This window comes from Blautia sp. BIOML-A1 (assembly GCF_009883055.1).
Classification (GTDB): Bacteria; Bacillota; Clostridia; order Lachnospirales; family Lachnospiraceae; genus Blautia_A.
The window spans coordinates 1-19702 of sequence record NZ_WWVR01000043.1; the positions used below are offsets into that span (position 1 = coordinate 1).

At 38.8% G+C, this 19702-nt stretch carries 21 protein-coding genes and 3 pseudogenes; 3 read left to right on the top strand and 21 right to left on the bottom strand.

The features are described from left to right. Positions 1 to 293: replication initiator protein A (locus tag GT674_RS14710; RefSeq protein WP_161286392.1), on the bottom strand; the 293-nt coding region annotated here is incomplete at its 3' end. A gap of 80 nt (positions 294 to 373) precedes the next feature. On the opposite strand from GT674_RS14710, the pseudogene GT674_RS14715 reads away from it, so the two are divergent. Further along, positions 374 to 1537, top strand: a pseudogene (locus GT674_RS14715) (IS1182 family transposase); the annotation flags it as partial. Between the two features lie 59 nt (positions 1538 to 1596). Here GT674_RS14715 and GT674_RS14720 read toward each other — a convergent pair. The 17 genes and pseudogenes from GT674_RS14720 to GT674_RS14800 all read right to left on the bottom strand — a co-directional run bounded on the left by GT674_RS14720 (position 1597) and on the right by GT674_RS14800 (position 16270). Continuing rightward, complete coding sequence (locus tag GT674_RS14720) at positions 1597 to 2436, bottom strand: carbohydrate ABC transporter permease (RefSeq protein ID WP_161286393.1); 840 nt, start codon at positions 2434 to 2436, stop codon at positions 1597 to 1599. Between the two features lie 12 nt (positions 2437 to 2448). Beyond that, complete coding sequence (locus GT674_RS14725; RefSeq protein ID WP_161286395.1) at positions 2449 to 3336, bottom strand: carbohydrate ABC transporter permease; 888 nt, start codon at positions 3334 to 3336, stop codon at positions 2449 to 2451. 4 nt (positions 3337 to 3340) lie between these two features. Beyond that, complete coding sequence (locus GT674_RS14730) at positions 3341 to 4624, bottom strand: ABC transporter substrate-binding protein (RefSeq protein ID WP_243149149.1); 1284 nt, start codon at positions 4622 to 4624, stop codon at positions 3341 to 3343. An 89-nt stretch (positions 4625 to 4713) separates the two neighbouring features. Further along, positions 4714 to 6273, bottom strand: coding sequence for a response regulator transcription factor (locus GT674_RS14735; protein ID WP_161286397.1), 1560 nt, complete (start codon positions 6271 to 6273; stop codon positions 4714 to 4716). Between the two features lie 20 nt (positions 6274 to 6293). Beyond that, positions 6294 to 8057, bottom strand: a complete 1764-nt coding sequence (locus tag GT674_RS14740; RefSeq protein WP_161286399.1) for a cache domain-containing sensor histidine kinase — start codon at positions 8055 to 8057, stop codon at positions 6294 to 6296. A gap of 20 nt (positions 8058 to 8077) precedes the next feature. Next, on the bottom strand, positions 8078 to 9544 hold the full coding sequence (locus GT674_RS14745; protein ID WP_161286401.1) for a GH39 family glycosyl hydrolase: 1467 nt from the start codon (positions 9542 to 9544) through the stop codon (positions 8078 to 8080). A gap of 232 nt (positions 9545 to 9776) precedes the next feature. Further along, positions 9777 to 10112: pseudogene (locus GT674_RS17960) on the bottom strand (group II intron maturase-specific domain-containing protein); the annotation flags it as partial. Positions 10113 to 10131: 19 nt separating this feature from the next. Continuing rightward, positions 10132 to 10316 (bottom strand): annotated as a pseudogene (locus GT674_RS18285) (YdbC family protein). 78 nt (positions 10317 to 10394) lie between these two features. After that, positions 10395 to 11192, bottom strand: a complete 798-nt coding sequence (locus GT674_RS14760; RefSeq protein ID WP_227159429.1) for a YhfC family intramembrane metalloprotease — start codon at positions 11190 to 11192, stop codon at positions 10395 to 10397. Positions 11193 to 11211: 19 nt separating this feature from the next. Continuing rightward, entirely contained in the window at positions 11212 to 11514 is a 303-nt protein-coding gene (locus tag GT674_RS14765; protein WP_008121271.1) for a hypothetical protein, read from the bottom strand. A gap of 9 nt (positions 11515 to 11523) precedes the next feature. Beyond that, positions 11524 to 11730, bottom strand: a complete 207-nt coding sequence (locus GT674_RS14770) for a helix-turn-helix transcriptional regulator (protein WP_003865061.1) — start codon at positions 11728 to 11730, stop codon at positions 11524 to 11526. Further along, positions 11727 to 12056, bottom strand: a complete 330-nt coding sequence (locus GT674_RS14775; RefSeq protein ID WP_005349825.1) for a DUF6442 family protein — start codon at positions 12054 to 12056, stop codon at positions 11727 to 11729. The genes GT674_RS14770 and GT674_RS14775 overlap by 4 nt, the downstream gene beginning before the upstream one ends. A 213-nt stretch (positions 12057 to 12269) precedes the next feature. Next, positions 12270 to 12398 carry a TnpV protein gene (locus tag GT674_RS17970; RefSeq protein WP_161286406.1) on the bottom strand — a complete coding sequence of 43 codons (129 nt, stop codon included), beginning with the start codon at positions 12396 to 12398 and terminating at the stop codon, positions 12270 to 12272. A 410-nt stretch (positions 12399 to 12808) separates the two neighbouring features. Continuing rightward, the gene (locus tag GT674_RS14785) at positions 12809 to 13468 is read right to left on the bottom strand and encodes a sigma-70 family RNA polymerase sigma factor (protein WP_033126083.1); all 660 of its coding nucleotides are present in this window, start codon (positions 13466 to 13468) and stop codon (positions 12809 to 12811) included. Between the two features lie 619 nt (positions 13469 to 14087). After that, complete coding sequence (locus GT674_RS14790; RefSeq protein WP_161286402.1) at positions 14088 to 14315, bottom strand: hypothetical protein; 228 nt, start codon at positions 14313 to 14315, stop codon at positions 14088 to 14090. A 234-nt stretch (positions 14316 to 14549) separates the two neighbouring features. Continuing rightward, entirely contained in the window at positions 14550 to 14966 is a 417-nt protein-coding gene (locus GT674_RS14795) for a hypothetical protein (protein WP_226820972.1), read from the bottom strand. Between the two features lie 14 nt (positions 14967 to 14980). After that, positions 14981 to 16270 (bottom strand): Y-family DNA polymerase, encoded by a 1290-nt coding sequence (locus GT674_RS14800; RefSeq protein ID WP_330585610.1) that lies wholly within the window; start codon positions 16268 to 16270, stop codon positions 14981 to 14983. 247 nt (positions 16271 to 16517) lie between these two features. On the opposite strand from GT674_RS14800, the gene GT674_RS14805 reads away from it, so the two are divergent. Next, positions 16518 to 16976, top strand: a complete 459-nt coding sequence (locus tag GT674_RS14805) for a helix-turn-helix domain-containing protein (RefSeq protein ID WP_005423558.1) — start codon at positions 16518 to 16520, stop codon at positions 16974 to 16976. An 82-nt stretch (positions 16977 to 17058) separates the two neighbouring features. Further along, positions 17059 to 17583, top strand: a complete 525-nt coding sequence (locus GT674_RS14810; protein WP_226820974.1) for an ImmA/IrrE family metallo-endopeptidase — start codon at positions 17059 to 17061, stop codon at positions 17581 to 17583. Positions 17584 to 17651: 68 nt separating this feature from the next. On the opposite strand, the gene GT674_RS17165 is transcribed toward GT674_RS14810, so the two are convergent. The 3 genes from GT674_RS17165 to GT674_RS14820 are packed head-to-tail and all read right to left on the bottom strand — an operon-like array spanning position 17652 to position 19527. Continuing rightward, positions 17652 to 18773 carry a hypothetical protein gene (locus tag GT674_RS17165; protein WP_192926049.1) on the bottom strand — a complete coding sequence of 374 codons (1122 nt, stop codon included), beginning with the start codon at positions 18771 to 18773 and terminating at the stop codon, positions 17652 to 17654. Continuing rightward, positions 18763 to 19092 carry a DUF6070 family protein gene (locus tag GT674_RS14815; protein WP_106492073.1) on the bottom strand — a complete coding sequence of 110 codons (330 nt, stop codon included), beginning with the start codon at positions 19090 to 19092 and terminating at the stop codon, positions 18763 to 18765. The genes GT674_RS17165 and GT674_RS14815 overlap by 11 nt, the downstream gene beginning before the upstream one ends. 30 nt (positions 19093 to 19122) lie before the next feature. Then, positions 19123 to 19527: a hypothetical protein gene (locus GT674_RS14820; RefSeq protein ID WP_118279352.1), complete on the bottom strand. Its 405-nt coding sequence runs from the start codon at positions 19525 to 19527 to the stop codon at positions 19123 to 19125. Positions 19528 to 19702 lie beyond the last annotated feature (175 nt).

Consider the following 19702-nt stretch of genomic DNA (forward strand, 5'->3'; position numbering starts at 1 on the left):
CCTGTTTCGTCATCCAGTTCTCTCATGGATTTGATGGCTTTATTTCTTCCACAGTTCAGTAATTCCATGATATCTTCGATGGAAAAATAGATATATGCTCTGTCTTTGTCGTCAAACCACTGATTCTTGATGGAAAGAGACATTCGATCCAACATCAGTCCATATAAAATTTTAGCATCGCTTGATAAATCTTTAAAGTAACTGTCTGTAAATAATGCTTTTGGTATGCGGTAGAAACTGAACTGATCAGCTTCGGTACCGTAAAAATAATTAAATGTCATTTTTTTCTCCATAATATCCTCCTTTCATTTTCTGCTAAGAAGTCCTCTTTTTAAACTTCTTTGACTTTGTTTTCTTAGCTTTTTCTATCCTTACATTTGGAAAGAATTATACCCGCCGTTTCAAAGATACAGACCTTTTTGAGCAGATCTTTTCAAAGATTCTGGAAGATTGTATGAAATATAAGCTTGTAAATACAGAACAGATCTTCGTGGATGCAACACATGTAAAAGCCTGTGCAAACAGTAAAAAAATGCGTAAGCGGGTTGCACACGAACAGGCTCTCTGGTATGAAGAGGAATTAAATAAAGAGATTGAAAAAGATCGTCTGGCACATGGAAAAAAGCCATTAAAGAAAAAAGATGATAACCAGCCACCTGCATCCGGTGGAACCGGAAATGATAAGGATTCTATATCTGAAGAACTTCCTGAAGATGTGAAAACACAAAAATGCAGCATCAGCGATCCGGAAAGTGGATGGTTTCGAAAGGGTGAACATAAACACGTTTTTGCATATGCAGTAGAAACTGCTTGTGATAAACATGGCTGGATCCTTGGATATACAGTACATCCTGGTAATGAGCATGACAGTCGTACTTTTAAAGCATTATACGATAAGATATCTAAACTGAATCCGCAGATGGTAGTTGCAGATGCAGGATATAAAACTCCGGCAATCGCCCATCGGCTGTTGGAAGATGGAATTCAACCACTTTTTCCGTATAACCGTCCCAAGACCAAAAAAGGCTTTTTCGGAAAACACGAATTCGCATATGATAAATACAATGATTGTTATATATGTCCGGGAGCACATATATTGACATACAGTACAACAAACAGAAGTGGATATAAAGAGTATAAAAGCTGCGGTGAACATTGTGCTGAATGCCAATGTCTTTCAAAATGCACAGAAAGTAAGGATCATGTAAAACTGATCACACGTCATGTATGGGAAGAATATATGGAAGTGGTAGAAGACATTCGGCACACGATCGGAAACAGACAGATCTACCAGTTAAGAAAAGAAACCATAGAGCGGATCTTCGGTACAGCGAAAGAACAGCATGGATTTCGATATACACAGTATGTAGGAAAAGCACGGATGGAAATGAATGCCGGGCTTACCTTTGCATGCATGAATTTGAAAAAACTGGCAAAGATCCTGGAAAAACGAGGTTGGAACACAGTCAGATTTTTGTTGATTTTGAAGAAAATAAAAAGAAAAGAAGTTTTAAAAGAAAAATGGTGCTGGGCATAATCCCCAACACCAAGTTTGTCTACAGTCTGAGGGGAACTGCGTATGCAGTTCCCCTTGTCTTAACCTTTTACAGCTCCAACTGTGAAGCTTTCCTGAACCTGTTTGCTCAGTAATAAATATATCAATACTGTTGGCAATGTGGCAATTACCATACCGGCTCCGATAATTCCCCAGTTTGTTGAATGTTCTCCTACGAAAGACATAATTCCTACAGGAAGTGTCTTATATTTGGCATCGTCTACAAATGTATTTGCAAATAAAAGTTCATTCCATGTATTCAGAAAAGCAAAAATACAGGACGTAGCAATTCCGGGTCTTATCATAGGAAGGATAATTTTGAAAAACATATTGAAAATATTACATCCATCTATACATGCTGCTTCTTCAATCTCTCTTGGCAGAGCTTTGAAAAAGCCACCTAATATCATAACCGTCATTGGCATTGCAAATGTAATATATGGAAGCATCAGTCCCAGATATCCTCCTCTGATTCCCAGACGATCCAGTCCCTGGAACAGCGGAAGCAAAGTTGCCTGTACAGGAATCATGATTCCCAGGCTGAAAATTGCCGCTACGATACCTTTGGCTTTCCAGTACATTCTGTTGATCGCATAAGCAACCATTGATGCCAGAAGTGTTGAAACAACAACTGTCACTGCTGCATAAAAAACAGAGTTTAACAGGTATCGTAAAATTTCGCCTCCCATAAGAGCCTTAGAAAAGTTTTCCAGATGCCATACTTTCGGCAAACCTACCAAATTATTGGAATCAAATATTTCCGTATTACTTTTGAAGGAAAATGTAACCAGCCAGTAAAAAGGAAATATCTGGATAAAGGTAAATACTGCCAGAAACAGATATATTAATGTCTTTTTTATTTTCATTGCACTGATCTTCATCTGCTGCTCCTCTCAAATCATTGATGCATTTTCTTCTGACTTCTTAAAAATGAGGTTGAGCAGGAAACTGAACAGCAGACACTCAAATACGATAAAGAACGCCTGAGCACTTCCATAACCATAACGACATTTTACAAACAGATTATCATACATCAATGTTGCCGGAACCTCACTGACATGGTTAGGACCGCCACCGGTCATAACATATACCAGGTCAAATACTCGCAGAGAGCCGACAAGTGCAAAGGTAGCACAGACTTTTATCGTCGGCATTAACAGTGGAATTGTAATCTTTGTTGCTGCCTTAAATCCTGTAGCGCCATCCAGCTTTGCCGCTTCATAATATTCCGGTGAAATATTTTTAACTCCCGCATAAAGAATTACCATATGATATCCAATACTCTGCCAGATTGCAGGGATAACGGTTGTCATATAAGCTGTCTTTGGATTTACCAGCCATGCTGTATCATTTGCCATTCCCAGTGCACCCAGGATTGCATTTAAGAGACCTTCGCTGTTGAAGATCTTACACCAGAGCTGTCCGATTACCATACTGGAGATTACAACAGGGAGAAAGAATACTGTTCTGTAAAAACCTTCGCCCTTAACTCTATTTGCCAGAACAATAGCCAGAAATAATGCAATCGGAATCTGAATAAACAAAGAGCCTGCTGCCAGAATAAAGGAGTTCAAAACGGCTCGCTTGAAATATGGGTCCGTTGTAAACAGTTCTTTGTAATTCTTTAACCCTATAAAAACTTTTTGTCCAATTCCATCATAATTGAACAGTCCATAATATCCGGTAGTGAATAACGGGATAACTGCCATTACCAGAAATAAAATGAGACCTGGTGCAACGAAAACAGTAACATACCATTTATTACTTAAAAGTTTTTTCATAGTTTTATTCCTGCGTGCTGATTGCTTCCTGATGTGCAGACATGAAACTGTCTACATCAGCACTTCCTGAGAGTAAAGACTGAGCCTGTTCCAGATGAACAGCTGCCGCATTTGCACCTAAAATGCCATCCCAGTTCTGTACACCTGTTTTTACTCCATCATACAGATCCATTAATTTTACAAATGTAGGAGAAACCTTATCTGTGTCGATTTCTGTATTCCAGCATGGGAATCCTGTACCAAGTTCCAGAGCCTGTTCACCCATTTTTTCAGAGATATACATTGCAAAATCAGCAGATTCTTTCGGAGTATCTGTATTTTTGTTTACAAAGAAAGATGCACCTGCTCCACCTGCATAATCAGTAGCATCCTGCTTATCTGAAACTACAGGGAATGTAATTACTTCTACATTTTTTACAGAACTGTCTTCTGCATTATCGATTGTTCCAGCAAACCAGCTTCCGTCAAGCTGCATTGCAACTTTTCCATTAAGGAAATCTGCTGTTGCTTCTGCTTCACCATCTTCCAGCGGACTCTTTCCTAAGATTCCTTTATCATATAATTCTACAACATCTTCTGCTGCTTTCTTAAATCCATCATTTGTAAACTCTTTTTCTCCAAGAAGTGTGGACTGTACTTCAGAAGCGCCTACTTCTCTCAGTGCAAGTGACTCATACAGTGCACCTGCAAGCCATGCATCTTTTGCACCAACTGCCAGTGGTGTTACTCCGTCCAGTTTTTCAAGAGCTTCACCCGCTGTGAGCAGTTCATCATATGTCTTTGGAATTTCTACTCCCGCTTCATCAAATAAATCTTTATTGCAGAAAAGACACATCATATAACTGTCGATAGGAAGACCATATAAATTTCCATCCAGTTCAAAGTTGCTTGTAGAACCTTCTTTAATTTTGCTCTTAATGTCATCTGTTACATAATCATTTAACGGTAATACCTTATCGGCATCTGTAAACAATTTCAGTTTTCCCGGTGCCCAGTAATAAAATACATCTACACCGGAAGCACTGCTTGCGAACTCTGTAGAGATTTTTGTTTTATAGGACTCTGTATCCAGACCATGAAGTTTGATTTTAATATTGTCATGTTCTTTTTCATATTCTTTTACTGCTGCTTCAAATGCCGATGTCTGTGCGCTTTCCGGATCAGTAAACTGATGCCATACATCCAGTGTCACTGTATCATCTGCAAAAACTGTCGAAGATCCAAATGCAGTTGTTCCAACCATTGCCGCACCCATGCAGGCTGCTGTAAACTTTTTCCATTTGTTCATTCCCTTTTTTCCTCCTTTATGATCCCTGTCTGTGTAACTTATTGTTATGCTGATATTATAAAATCCAGGAGGAGTTTTCTCAATTCAGATTATTTACCTGAAAGGGTGCGATTTTTACTTTTATATTCATTTACTGTTTTTCCCGTATATTTTTTAAAGGAAGTTCCGAAATAATGAGCATCCGGCATCCCAACTGCCGCTGCTACCTCATACACCTTCAGATCCGTATTGTCAAAAAGTTCCATACTTTTTTCCACTCGTTTTCTCATAATATATTTTGTAATGCTCTCACCTGTTGTCTGTTTGAAAATACGACTGAAATAACTGGAATTTACAAAAAGATTCGAAGCGATCAGATTCAGTGACAGTTTCTCTCTGTCAAGATTCTGCTCAATATATTCCTGAGCCTTCTGTGCAACTGTATTTCCTCCCACGTTCTGCGAAACAGTCTGTATTGTTTCTTCAATCAGAGTATATAATGTCCTGCAAAATTCCTGCAGCGTATTAATACCTGAAATATTCTCCAGAATTTTTACCTGTTCCTCATTATCAAAATGTTTATTACTTTCCTTCAATACAGAAATGGTATTGTGGAAGATCAGTACTCCCAGGTTGCGAAGCTGTGAGATCATTAACGGACCGTCGAAAATATACTGTTCCAGATAATGATCAATAAATGCAACTGCCTCCTCCTGGTCACCACTTTTTACTGCAATCCTGTATCTGTCAAAATTTACAGGATATGAATGACTGATCTGCTGCATATATTCGATATAATCCTCATAGAAGATCAAAGTTTTTCTCTCATCCCGCATAGTATCTACCAGGGCTTCTTCACATTCTGAGAGAATTTTCGGGCTGTCATCTATTTTTCCATAATAACTGCTGACTGATGCAGCTACCATGCCGTCTTTACCCAGTTCGGTTATCTGTTCAAATGCAGTTCCAAGCAGATCTTTAATCTCCGGAGTTTCTTCTATGACAAAGAATATCTTGTTTTTCTCCAGGAAAAAATATCCGTACTTTTTTTCACCTATGGTTTTATTCATAATTTCTAGGAGTTTCAGCAGCATGTCGTGATCTTCCAGATTCATAATAAGCAAAACTCCCCGGACTCCATTATTTTTCCACAGCTGAATCTGATATTCAGAAAGCTTTTCCACAGCTTCTTCAGATTTAATGTATCCGGTAACTATCCTTCGAAGCAGTTCCTGACAGAGGACCGGATAAATTTCCACATCTTTAGACTGCTGTTCCCGTTTCTTCAGAATCTGTTCCCGCAGTTTCATTGCCGCCGCCAGAAGTTCATCTGACTGGATCGGTTTTAGCAGAAATTCTTCCACCCCTATATGGATAGCCTCTCTGGCATATTCAAACTCCCGATACCCGGTGACGATCACAATGCGAACTGCTGGATATGTATCACGGATCCGTCTGCTTAATTCCAATCCATCTATTCTTGGCATATTAATATCTGTATATACAATATCAGGGACCTGTTTTTCCATAAGTTTCAGAGCATCTTCTGCACATTGTACATTGCCGATAATGTGAAACCCTTCAGATTCCCAGTTAACACATTTTTCTATTAATATGCCTTCATATTTTTCGTCATCTACTATCAGTATGTTAATAATGTCCTTCTCCATGATCATGCCTCTTCTTTGTATTACCCATTTACATTATAATATTCTTCTTTATATGGAAACCGTACTGAAACTTCTGTTCCTCTTCCCGGCTGACTGGATATAGATACTGCATCCTCAACCCCATAAAATAATTCGACTCTCTGTTTCACACTGTAAATTCCAAATCCTGACTTTGAATTTTTATATTCACCTTCCAATATCAGTCTGACTTTTTCTTCAGAAATTCCAACGCCATTATCTTTTATCGAAACTTCCATCATTCTGTTGTCCACCATCCTCATAGTAATCTGAAGTTCTCCCTTTCCCTCTTTCTGACGCAGGCCATGATGAACTGCATTCTCTACCAATGGCTGCAGGATCAGCTTCAACATCAATGTATCCATCAGCTTTTCATCTACCTGGTATCGAATACTGATTTCATTTTCATATCTGATGTTAATGATCGTCATATAACTTTTTACGATATCCAGTTCCTCTCTTACAGGAATCATCTGGCTGCCTCTGTTCAGACTGTTTCTGTAAAATCTCCCCAATGCCTGTGTCATCTGGAAACTTTTATCCTGGTCCCCGATCAAAGTAAGTCCGCTGATCACATCCAGAGTATTATAAAGAAAATGCGGATTGATCTGTTCCAGAATAAGATCCAGTTCATTTTTCCGGATAATCTTCTCTTCTTCCTTGGTTCTTTCCAGCAATTCCCTGATTGAATTCAGCAGATTATTATATGTCCGTTTCAGATTGGTAATCTCATCCTCACACTCTTCATCCACTTCCATATTCTCAGGAATAGCTTTCGAATACATCATCTGTTCTTCCATTTTCTGGATTGGTCTGCTCACTGTACGGGAAATGAAAAGCCAGCACAAGATCAGCATTCCTATATTAACAAGCAGTACGATGATCGTATCGGAATAACTGATGCTTCTGGAAAAGCTGCTTAGCGGAGTCTCTATGGCTATAGTCCAGCCGTCTATCATAGACGTAATTTTTTTATATACCATGGGATTTTTACCGTTGCGTACAATCTTCGTCTCATTTTCTTTCAAAGATCCGATAATATTTTTGCTTACATCATAGTTTTCTTTTTTCTCCGGTCCGAAGATCAGGGTGTCATTCATCAGTACATAAAAGTTGGAATGCAGATTTCCGCCAACAGAGTCAAAAATCTCACGGATGGTTTTCTCATCGATATTTACCATGAGAATTCCCAGTTTGGAATAATCCGTTTTTTTCTTAATTACACGGATCATAGACAGAATGTTTCTGTTTTTGCTTTTATAGCTGACGACCCCTCCGCCATTTGTTTCGAAAATCCAGTCTCCATCTTCTTTTATAGCCTTTTCATACCAGTAGGCATCTTCTACAGAAATGTCTTTCTTCAAAACAACCTCTTCTCTGTTGCACATAAAAGAATTTCCTATATTATCATAAAATACAATAGAGGAAATATAATCTCCTGCCAGCATGATATTCGTAAGGCAGTCCTGCAGTTCTGTTCTGGTCTTGACTGTCAGATTTCCTTTGGATACTTCTTCCAGTGTGTCCTGAAACATTTTACTCCAGAACACCGCATAGGTATCCTGATTCACATGATCGATCATCAGTTCCAGATTGCTGTCGATGGCATGAAGAGTCTGCGTTGTCATTTCACCGATATGTTTCAGATTAAATTTCTGATTGCTGTATACCACTGTTCCTATGGAAATGACAGATGACAATAAAATACAGGCAAGAAACAATCCCCATATTTTTGTCTTTATTTTCATCTTTTTCAAACCCTTCATGCATCCACCTCTTTTTCTTTTTACATCAATTTTATCAATGCAACTCCATATACCGGAAGCTCAAACTCCAGCACCACTTCTTCTCCCTCTACCTTAACAGATAATTCCTCTGTTTTCAACTCGGAAGCTTCTTTTAATTTTTGCACCTCAACCGGAAGCGGATAAGTTGGGCATCCCATTTCCTCCCATTGTTTTTTCGCATTTGCGTGAGTGTCATCGATTCTCTGGATCACTGCTTTTGTTCCTGATGCATTTTTAATATGAATCTCTACTTTTTCCTGTGATATCGGTTTGCCGATCATCTCCTGATTATAAGCCAGAATTGCAAGTCTGCCTTCTTCATCCATAACCGGGCAGATACCCACATGTCCCTGTTCTTCCACTTTCGGAAGCCTCTCTTCTCCCAATTCATGCATCAATTCAAAAGCGCGATATACAGGCTTCGGAATACCATGAATGGTCTGCAGTCCGAATCCTCCTCTGAATTCTCCCGAAACCTGTCCATGCTCTTCAAAAATATCAGAAAATGTCCAGAAAGAATATGCTTCTACATATCCATAATTGTCAATGAGAGTTTTGGTCACCAGTGCAGAGCTGTAAGGTGTATCATGGAATTCATCACCTTCATTGGCTGAAGTGTTCCATTCTGTATAATATAATGGAAGATTTCCAGCTTCATGCTTTGCAATACGTACCATCTTGGTCAACAGACCCCTGCGGTCTATTTCTTCGCTGTTTAAGCTGACTTCTTCTCCGAAGAAATTGTCCAGATGCATGTCCGCATTCCAGTTCGGATCATCTGAAGGATAATGATGTGTAGAAATGAAATCAAGTGGTACTGAATTTTTCTCACAGTAGCTGATCAGATCCGGAATCCATTCATTGTTGGCAGTGGCCGGTCCGCCTACTTTCAGATTTTTCCCTGCACTTTTTACTGCCCTGGCTGTATGCTCATATAATAGAAAATAATCTTCCTGGCTTCCTGCGAAAAAGAAATCCAGATCCGGCTCATTCCACACCTCAAAAAACCATTTTTCCATTTCTTCTATTCCATATCTGCTTTCCAGGTGCTTAAGCAGCTCAACAATTAATCCATCCCATAATTCGAAACTCTTCGGCATGGTGACATTTCCTTTATAATAGAAACAAGTCTGATCTCCTGATGCAAATGGCGTCGGCATAAAACTCAGTTCCAAAAACGGTTTCATATCAATGCTTAATAAAAAATCAAGGATGTTATCAATATTGACAAAATTATATTCGTACTTTCCTGGTTCTACCTCCCTGACCACACTCATCTGATCATTGAAGATTCCATGAAAACGTACATACTGAAATCCCAGATCCTTCTTTGCTTTTCTCAGCATCATTCTGTAATCTTCACGCAATGCAGTATACGCATGGCATGATCCTACACATTTTTCCCAATAATGATCAAATCTGGTTTTTGGCGCATTCTGATCTACATAAAACTTTAAATTCTCCATTTTTGCCTCCTGAAAATGCATTTTATTTTTATTATAAACATGCATTTTCTCCCCATGCAATACACCCTGACTGCAAAGTCAAAATCCCAACCTATTCTGTAAAAAAATTAACCATCTATCTCCCTATGATCACTCAGTCAATACTTGTAGCCAACCAAAAAATCGAGTAGGAGGCGGTGACTAACCGCCGTCCTCTCACACCACCGTGCGTACCGTTCGGTACACGGCGATTTCAATAGTTGACGTGCACAGACTGATAGGCTGTGGCTAAATCGTAAAAGCCACTGTTTATCAGTCTTTCTTTATTCAACGCCCAAATCACAGCTTTGTTATTACTGATATACCAATACTTTCTGCGACTGTTTGCTATTGTTGCCGCATAGTGTTCTGGAATTCCCAGTTTGACTAGATTCTTATATTTCGTCCTCGGTTTCTTCCACTGTTTCCATATACACATACGTATTCTGTGATAGAGCCATCCATTGATGTCATCTATGTTGTTCTTCATACTTGCAATTCCGTTGTAGTTAAGCCATCCCCTCGCACACACCTTGATTTTCTCAAGGCTTATTTAATTACAACTATTTTTATAGAGTTTTACCCAGTAACTCATACAGAGCTTCTGCCTCTTCTTGAGATAAAGTAATTCCTTTTCCCATTTTTTCATGTTCTGGTGCCCAGTCACGAATATCATATTTTTCTGCAGCTCCATTCCATGAAATCATATTTAATTCTTTTTTCCAACTTTGGCACTTTCTGAAAGTATTCCTATTGGGTAACAAAAAACACCGTATTTCTACGGTGCGTTCTGTCAGATATATTCTGTTTTATGATAGCAGAAAACTGGAATTCACAGTTCTTCCATCCTTCCCATCTTCAGCGCCATAACAAGAGTTCCGGCTGCCATCACAAAGACACCAATTTCAATCACATAGATGGGAAGAAGCGCCGGACCTGCCACGGCAAAGAAGTCCACGATAAAATGAATCCCATATGCAAGAACCGCTGTAAAAGCCGCTGTCCTACATTTGCCTGCCTTTACCGCCCGGTAGATCAGCAGTGACAACCCGATATGCAGAATGATGGCACTGATTCTTTCGATTCCGCTTACAAAAAAGAGTGGTGCCGGTGTTGTCCATAGGGCCGACAGCTGTGACACGGTCTGGTTTGCAGACTCAGCAGGAAGTGCCGCCAGCGTATTCTGCATGGCTCCGCTGTTGATCATCAGCATGGACACAAGATTGCTGATTCCGGAGAGTCCTCCGAGCAGAATGGCCTCCACACCGCCATGCCCGATTCCATACATCAGTGCATTTGGAAAATCCAGCCATTTCTTCATCCAGAACTTCATGGCAATCAGTCTTCCAGTCTCTTCAAAAACCGCTGCAGCCAAAGCCGCGTACACATAGTAAAGCCATGGCCTGCTCTGTGCGTTCAGTCCGCAGAACTGAATGACAAGAACATGTAGCAGCTGCTCCAACAGCATGGCAAACAGCAGATAGGTTCCTGCTCCGATAAAGAACGAAGAAATCCTTGCCTTAAGCTTCACCCTTCCTGCAATGAACAAAGCAATCGGTACCCCCATCGAGAGGACAACGGAGCAGATAACTCCCGCTATCGCCAGTCCTGATATTGTGTTCAATTCCATCTTTATACCTCCCTGATTCTTAAAAAATTCCTTTATTGTATTTGAACTGTCCATACAATATAAAGCCTAATCCAACAATAACTGCTGGAAGAATGATATAATCTATAATTATTTCACTCCAAAACGAAACAATAAAACCTAATACAAGAGATATTCCTATAATCAGCGTTCCTGTGCCGACTGTTTTTCCATACTTTGGTATATCTTCTTCCTTTACTTTTCGCCTGTTATAAGAGTGAATTGTGCTGATATTGCCTTTGATATTTACAATTCCCACAACAGATATGAACACTCCCAAAATCAACATTATAATATTTTCCATAATGACCTCCTAAAAATAAAATAGTTCCTCAAATTTTTTGTCCAATGCAATACAAAGAATTAGAGCCAATTTTGCAGTTGGATTAAACTGTCCTGTTTCAATAGAACTAATGGTATTTCTTGATACCCCTACCATTTCTGCAAGCTGAGCTTGAGAAAGATTTGCTTCTGTGCGAACTTCCTTTAAGTGATTTTTCAGTTGTAATTGTTCTTTCATATTCTCACCTCTAAAAGATGGCTAACAAATCCAACAAATGCCAAAATGGAAAACACAAAAAACAGAACAGTCAAGACCAAATCGCTCTTTCGCTTCATTTTGATAAAACGAACTAACCATTGTGTTGCAATAATGCTGAAGTATATAACCCACGGACTGTAAATCATAGTATGAGCAAGCACAGAAGATAACAGCGAAAGCAAACAACACACTAAAGCACCAACTCTGCTTGCGTGACTTCCGGCTTGATATACCACTTCCATTTCAGCCAAGTCCTTATTGCGATGTTCTTTTCTGCTTGCATTTAAGATTTCGTCCTTTTTCATAAAAACACCTCCATGCCAAGTTTTCTTTGCATATTTTAATTATACACATACCAAGTTTTCTTGTCAATAGAGTCATAAAAAAGTTACAACCGATATAAGAGATAACTTTTCTACCACTTCGATTATACTCACGACTTAATGACTTCTTGAATACTTGCCGAAAAAGAAAAACTGCCATCGGTTTGACAGCAGTTCTTCTTCGGTTGGTATCCGTTAGGAATACACAATATCATTCAATACAATCTCATCGGCACAGGCTCGAATGTTATTCATCAATCCTATCCATCTCATCATATCCGTTGCTTTCAGTTCTTCCGTTATCTGTTCGTGTCTGCGTATTATCTTTTATACGAAGATGATCGCCTCCTTTCCTGAAATTTGCGCTATTTGGGACAGTCAGCACAAGCTGAGATAACAGCACAAATATATGGCGGTACCTGTTTATCACAAATACCGCCACATGATTTCTACTGTCATCCTCTTTTCAGATTCAGACATTTTATTTTGATTTAAGATTTAAGCGTTTTCCTGTTTTCTTTCCCGAATCCGTTCCTATATCAGTTTCCATCTCTGATACGTTTTCTTCTGGCAGACACGCAGCTTTTCGCTCTATGCATGTTCAAACCGAATATCACTCCGGGCAGGCTATTCATTTTTCAAGGTACATGAAGGTGTTCTATGCAAACCCTTCATATAACGAAACGCTGAGAGCCTGTTTTACAGTGGTCTGATTCAATTTTTTTGAAATTTTTTTAAAATTCTTCGTTTTCCGCCTTTTTTTTCATCGTTTTTAATGCCCTGTTCAGGAGGTCATTTACACTCTGCTGTTTGATTCCCAGATAATCTGCAACATCCTGCTGACGCATTTCCTCGAAATAAACCAGATTGAGTACCGTCTTTTGTCTCTCTGTTAACTCTTTGATCAAAGCGTTCAGAATTTCTCTGTCGATAACATCGTCAACAAAATCTTTTGAAGATCCTCTCATAATCTCCGCATCATCTGTAACATCGCTGTTAGAAAATACACCATGATTGGTGCTGATTTTGCTCTGGCTGTATGCCATACGGTCTTCAGCCTCCATCAGCAGACGGATATACCAGTTTTCATTATCAAAGAACTCTTTATTGAATTCCTTGTTATCACCAGTTACACTCACATATTCATAGTCATCACAACTATGAAGTGGAAATACGGTTGATTGATTTCCTGCTGTATAAAGTACATATCCGTGATCATAAACAGAGATTGTTGTATCTGCATTGATCATTTCCTTTACTACAACTTTGTGTTCCTTCAAGGATTTCACGCTTGGGATTCTCTTCTCCACATCAGCAACTTTCACGATTTTTTTCAGTTCTTTTAATGTCAACATAAAGACCACCTTTCTGCCTTTCGGCTCCGGGTGGTCCATTCCATCTTTTATAAAATTCCTGCACAGACATAAAGAACTGCAGCACAAGAGATCACGAACTCACCCGTTTTTTTTGAACGGGAGTCCGTGACTCCTTTGTAACGCATGTATCTGCGTTTAGATTAAGTTTGCCAGATTGCCTGGCTTATTCAGTTGCTATGTGCATCTTCTGATTTATTCTTTGTTTGCTCTTTGCGAAACATGGAATAATCGCCCATAGCATCGTAAGGACAATGCCTTACAAATTCCTGGTATTCGATTTCAGTCATCTTTGCTTCCTCCTTTGCGTCATGTTATCAAAATCTCTATTTACAATTATTTTTGCAAAAAAGAATTCAACCTCTATATAACGAAACGCTGAGAGCCTGTTTTACAGTGGGGTACGACAAAAAAATTTAAAATTTGTCGAAATACGTCAAAAAAGCCCGACAAAACAAATACTTCAACAATCTCCAAAATCAGAAAATACTTCTGATCTTGCAGTGTATCCGTAAATGTTTTGCCGGGCTCTTAGTGATTCCAGTCAGGTTCAGCTCCTTGACAAACTCTTGCTGTCTGGTGCGTTCTTGATGGTTCCTGCCAAATCCAACGCTTACTACAGACAGCTCATTCTATTCTGTTATGATCCCTGATTCATCATCTTTTGGGAATACGTCCGCATCCTGGACTTTAATTGTTCATCTCTGATGTGGATCGGACGAACCGACACCATATCATCCTTTACAAATATCTCCAATGTACTGCGACATTTTTTGCACTCCACTTCTGAATCGCTTTGTGCGCTCTTTTCAATAAATGCTCCACATACAGAGCAGTGTACATGCCATTTAATAGCACCTGATCCCATATAGGCTTCCTCCTTTAAGCAATAAGATATTTCTCCATTTATTACTCAACGGACCAAAGGGAAATCAAATCCGCCTTATGAGCATCATGCCATCCATTCCGTAAGTGCCAAAGCTACACGAACAGCACGATTTCTATTCTGATCAGATCTGCTTTGTCGATCTGTGCATCCTTTTTTATCCTTTCACCAGCTACCACTCACTCTTTCCGGTATAAAAAATTCCGCTGTGATTAATTAACATGATATTTCAATAGTTTCAAATACATCACCAGTCAGATCACAGATGTCCTGGATCTGAATCTCGGTATCATCAATCCGTAAGTGGACTGATGGATCAAAAAATTCTACGGTTCCAGATAATGTATGGTACTGACCAATTAATGGATTCTTCCATGACTTTTGAAAATAAGTTGCCTGTATCTTCATTCCATATGCCAGGATCCTTAATTTCATATCCAACTCATTTTTCTTTTCCTCAGATAAATCTCTTTTTGGTTCGTAAATGATTTCCTGTTGCCGGATCGTTTCATCCAGTCCGCGAAGTGCCGCAAATGGAGCAAACTGTTTTGCCCTGCGTCCTACATCCATGGGATGTCTCCTGGAAACCGGTCTTGGTAAATATAAATACGGTTGATATGCACTTGCCAGCACTTTTTGCACCTCCTCTAAGCACGGTGACCGCCAATCTGTTCGTTGCGTTCTCTATAAGTAGAACACTCTAGCAGGTTGGATCCCCGCATGATCGCATTCTTTCCATAACGCTGCTTTACATTCAATACTGCTTCCTGTAAATGCCGTTCCTTATCGGTCTGTTTAGGATCATCAAACAGGCTGTACTGCACATAACTTTCAGGAGCAACCCTGTTCGCACACACCTCGATTCTTCGGATTCCGGTATATCTGTCCGCAATCCTGAGATATAAATCTTCCACTGCATCTATGATCTTTTTGGAACTGTTACTCCCTCTTTCGAGTTTTACAGTTCCTTTGGATGCCTCATGTTCATACCTGTGGTCGTATGCGATCCATAAGGTGATAGAACTTGTCACCAGTCCCTTTTCAAACAGATCCAGGATCAGGTTGTCTGTCATTTCCCTTACGATCACAAGTGCTTCTTCGAAAGAATAGTTTCGCATCAGCACCTGGCCATTTGAAAGGCTGTGTTCCTCCGAATGATAGTTCTTGATGTCGCTCATCCGGCATGTTTCATAGCCCCATGCATGATCAATCAACAGCTCTGCATCAATCCCAAACATCTTATACAGCCAGTCTTCGGATCTTAAAGAAGCCATTGCGATATCGCCCATCGTATGAATCCCGTAACCGGCCAGTTTTTTTTCAGTCCGGGATCCAATCCTCCAGAAGTCACTTAATGGTTTATGATTCCATAGCTGCTCTCTGTAAGAGAATTCATCCAGGATTCCAATATGGTCATCCACATGCTTTGCTACGATATCCATTGCGATCTTAGCAAGATACAGATTGGTTCCCACTCCTGCAGTTGCGGTGATACCCGTTTCCTCCATGACCGCCTGTATAAGCTTTACCGCCATTTCTTTTGCAGTGAGATGATAAAACTGCAGATAATTGGTCACATCAATAAAACATTCATCGACACTGTACACATGGATATCTTCTTTTGAAACATACCGCAGATAGATTCCATAGATCTTTGCGGAATAATCCATGTACAGCTGCATCCTTGGCATAGCTGTAATGTACTTCACACAATCCGGTATCTCATGGATCCGACATCGGTTCTTGATGCCAAGAGCCTTCATTGCCGGAGTGATTGCCAGACAGATTGTTGACTTTGATCTGGTCGGATCTGCAACAACCAGGTTTGCTTTAAACGGATCCAGCCCACGTTCTACGCATTCCACAGAAGCATAAAAGGACTTTAGATCAATACAGATAATAGAAGTCCGATCCTGACTCACATTGCCACCTCCCATACGTCTTTCCTCTTTTTGTAACATGTATCCCATTTTGACTATCAATGACTGTCTATCCTTCCTGTTTTCTTCAAAATACAGGAAATTCATTTCACATATCCATTGACAAAAGAGGAAATATTGTGTATCTTATAGGAAAGATGTTTCCCTTATCTGTAATTCACATTATAGGAGAGATATTTCCCTTTGTCAAGATTAATTTTTATTTTTAAGGAAACACATTTCCCGTTTTGCCTTGAAGCGGCTAATGAAACTTATAAGACAGGGCTTAGAAAGAGGTATGTTTATGACATTCGGTGAAAAAGTAAGATCATTAAGAAAAGAAAAAAAGATGAGTCAGCAGGAACTGGCCAGTATGGTTGGTGTTTCATATAGGACTATTCGATCCTGGGAAGTAGAAGGACGTTTTCCAAAACAAAATGTTCTGTATCAGAAACTGGCAGATGCATTACAGTGTGACGTTTCTTATCTCATGAGTGAGAATGAAGCTTTTATCACAGAAGCATCCGAACAGTTTGGTAACCGTGGTGCCAGACAGGCTCAGCAGATTCTGGAACAGGCTGCAGCTATGTTTGCCGGTGGATCACTGACAGACGAAGATAAAATAGCTTTTATGGATGAGATCCAGAGCCTTTATCTGGATTCCAAAAGACGTGCAAAGAAATTTACACCGAAAAAATATCTGAAAAACCAAGAGGAAAAATAATAGAAGGCGGGATTATTGTACACCTAATCTGTTACCTTATAGTTACAAGGATATTTCTGCCCTTTTATTTTTTACTTTTGAGGTGATTTATTTGAGAAACACTTACATATATACAGAAACAAAGAAATTAATCAAGAAATATGGAACCCGAGATCCATTTGAGATCATGGATCAGATGAACATTGTTGTCGGGGAAACTTCCAGATATAAGACACTGAAAGGATATTGTTTTATGAGCTGCAAGACGATCTATGTCATGATCAGTAGTTTCCTTTCAGAAGAAGAAAAGATGATTGTTGCCGCCCATGAATTAGGGCATATCATTCTGCATCGTTCCCAGCTGAAAATGGCTCCGATGCAAGATGATACCCTCTACAATATGACGGATAATACAGAATATCAGGCCAATCTGTTTGCTGCCGATCTGCTGATTGAAGATGAAGACATTGAAGAGATGGTTCAGAACGAAGACCTGGATTATTTCGGACTCTGCAGTTCATTGAATGCGACTCCGGAACTCATGAGCTTTAAATTATACAGCCTGACAAAACGAGGCCAGGCTTATCATATGCCGATGGAGATTCAGAGTAATTTCCTGGCAAAATAATAAAGGATAAGTGTATTCTACAATAAGAAAACTATAGATTTATCTCACTGAAAGGGGGATTATTTATGTCAAAACATCATATAGAAAAGGTAACCTGCCCTTCCTGCCATCATGAGGGAGATTTTGAAGTCTGGGACAGCATTAGCTATATATTTATCTATATATTCCTGCTGTGTAGTTGAAGCATTTATATCATCTATTCCATCTGCATTTCTTAAGAACCGAAGAACCAGAATATTTTCTTCTTTATACAGTCTATACGATGGTTTATCTAACCACACAGGAGTTTTAACTATCACGGTTCCATTACTATTATAATGTTCTGAATCTTCATTTAACATGGTCACAAATATCCCCAATGCCATTGTTAGCACTACAATTATTCCGACTGCCCATAAAAAAATTCTTTTCAATAAAGATTTCTTTTTGTTCTTCTTTATTGTCCTAGACAAAACACACGTCCATATAATATTCAAACATTGTAGAATTAAAAATTGTATGATAGGAACTGTTCTTATAAACCATAAACGAAAAATCTCTCCATTTGATAAAGGATATCCGATTTTAATGCCAGTATATATCAATGAAACAATAATAGTAATCATCGTAACAACCACCAATGCCTTCATTTTAAAAGACATTTTATTTTCCGTTTCTAACTGTTCTGTTTCTATATCTTGAATAAAACTTCTAAGCAACAGTAATTCATTTTCAGATAGAACATTTTTATTGATCAATATAACTTTATTGTCTTTACGAACCAAATAAATATGATTTTCAATCTCTCCCTTATTAACAAATGAACTCCAATAATTATGTGTAGCTCCAGCCTGTGTGACTATATCCACACCTTCTTTTGAAAACACATATTTTCGCTCATTATTCATTTTCTGTTTTTCTTTATTTATGATTGCTCTCATAAATACTTTTTGTAATTTTTCTACACTTAAACCTATTGCAGCAAATCCAATACTTAACAATAAAAATATCCATGCAAATAATATATGAAACAAGTATGAATAAAATGCTAAAGAAAAGATATAAAAAGCACCCACCAAAGTTGTACCTTTGATTACTCTATTAGTCTTTATAGTTTTTAACGAACTAAGATGCATTAAAATATTGTTTACTTCTTCGTCTATATTTAAGTGATATATAATTTTCTGATCATGAAATTCTTCAACTACCATTCTTGATTTCTCCCTTCACACGATACTGATATTCCGGGACATTGTTTCTATCCTCTTTCCGGATTTCATTCCCTAAATATTGAAAACTCCCATCTTCTTTGAATTTCACTGTTAAATCATGCGTAATAAGAGCATCATCACAGATAACCATGTCGCATACTGCATTTACCGTTAATGTAACCGTACCATCTGGATTTTCTCTTACTTCCACCACCTCCGGCACAGAAGTCCCAAAAAAGTTAGGGGCATAATTACCACATCCCAACGGTGCCCATGCATACATTTTTGCTTCTTCATCAAATTCCGATTTGCACTTCAAATCGTTTTCTTTATTCTATCATAGCATCCATTATTCCGCCATCAGTCTTTCGAACCAGGTATCCATGACAATGATAAACTGGCCTGCTCCTGGCAATTCTTGTAGCATTTCGTCAAGAGTTTTCTGTTTCACATATTTCTGCACATACACCCAACAGGCAATGCTACTGGCTTCTGATACAATGTCAGCTATGGTTTTGCGTATAAGCTCTTCAAATTCAGTAATTTCTTCTTTTGGGACAACATCATACAGGGTTGGTGCCTGATGACTTAATTTTACTCCATTTTCATTTGCATCTTTAAGCAGATTCTTAACTTTTTCTCTTGAATTCTCCGGTACTTTCATGTACTTCCACATAAATGCTACCACATCAGATGGTGTGTCTTTTTTTAGTGGTGGTAACTGAATATAATCATTGTTTTCACTCATTTTCATATTCTCCTCACGATATAATAAAATCAATAATACGTTCTCTTGTCATGTCCAGTACAGTATCTACGAACACTCCTGCAAAAAGGATCAGATACAGAATAACACTCAGCGAAAACAGGAATGCAACCTGTACCCAATCATGGTAACAGTATGCAGTCGCTATGATCAATAAAGTGAA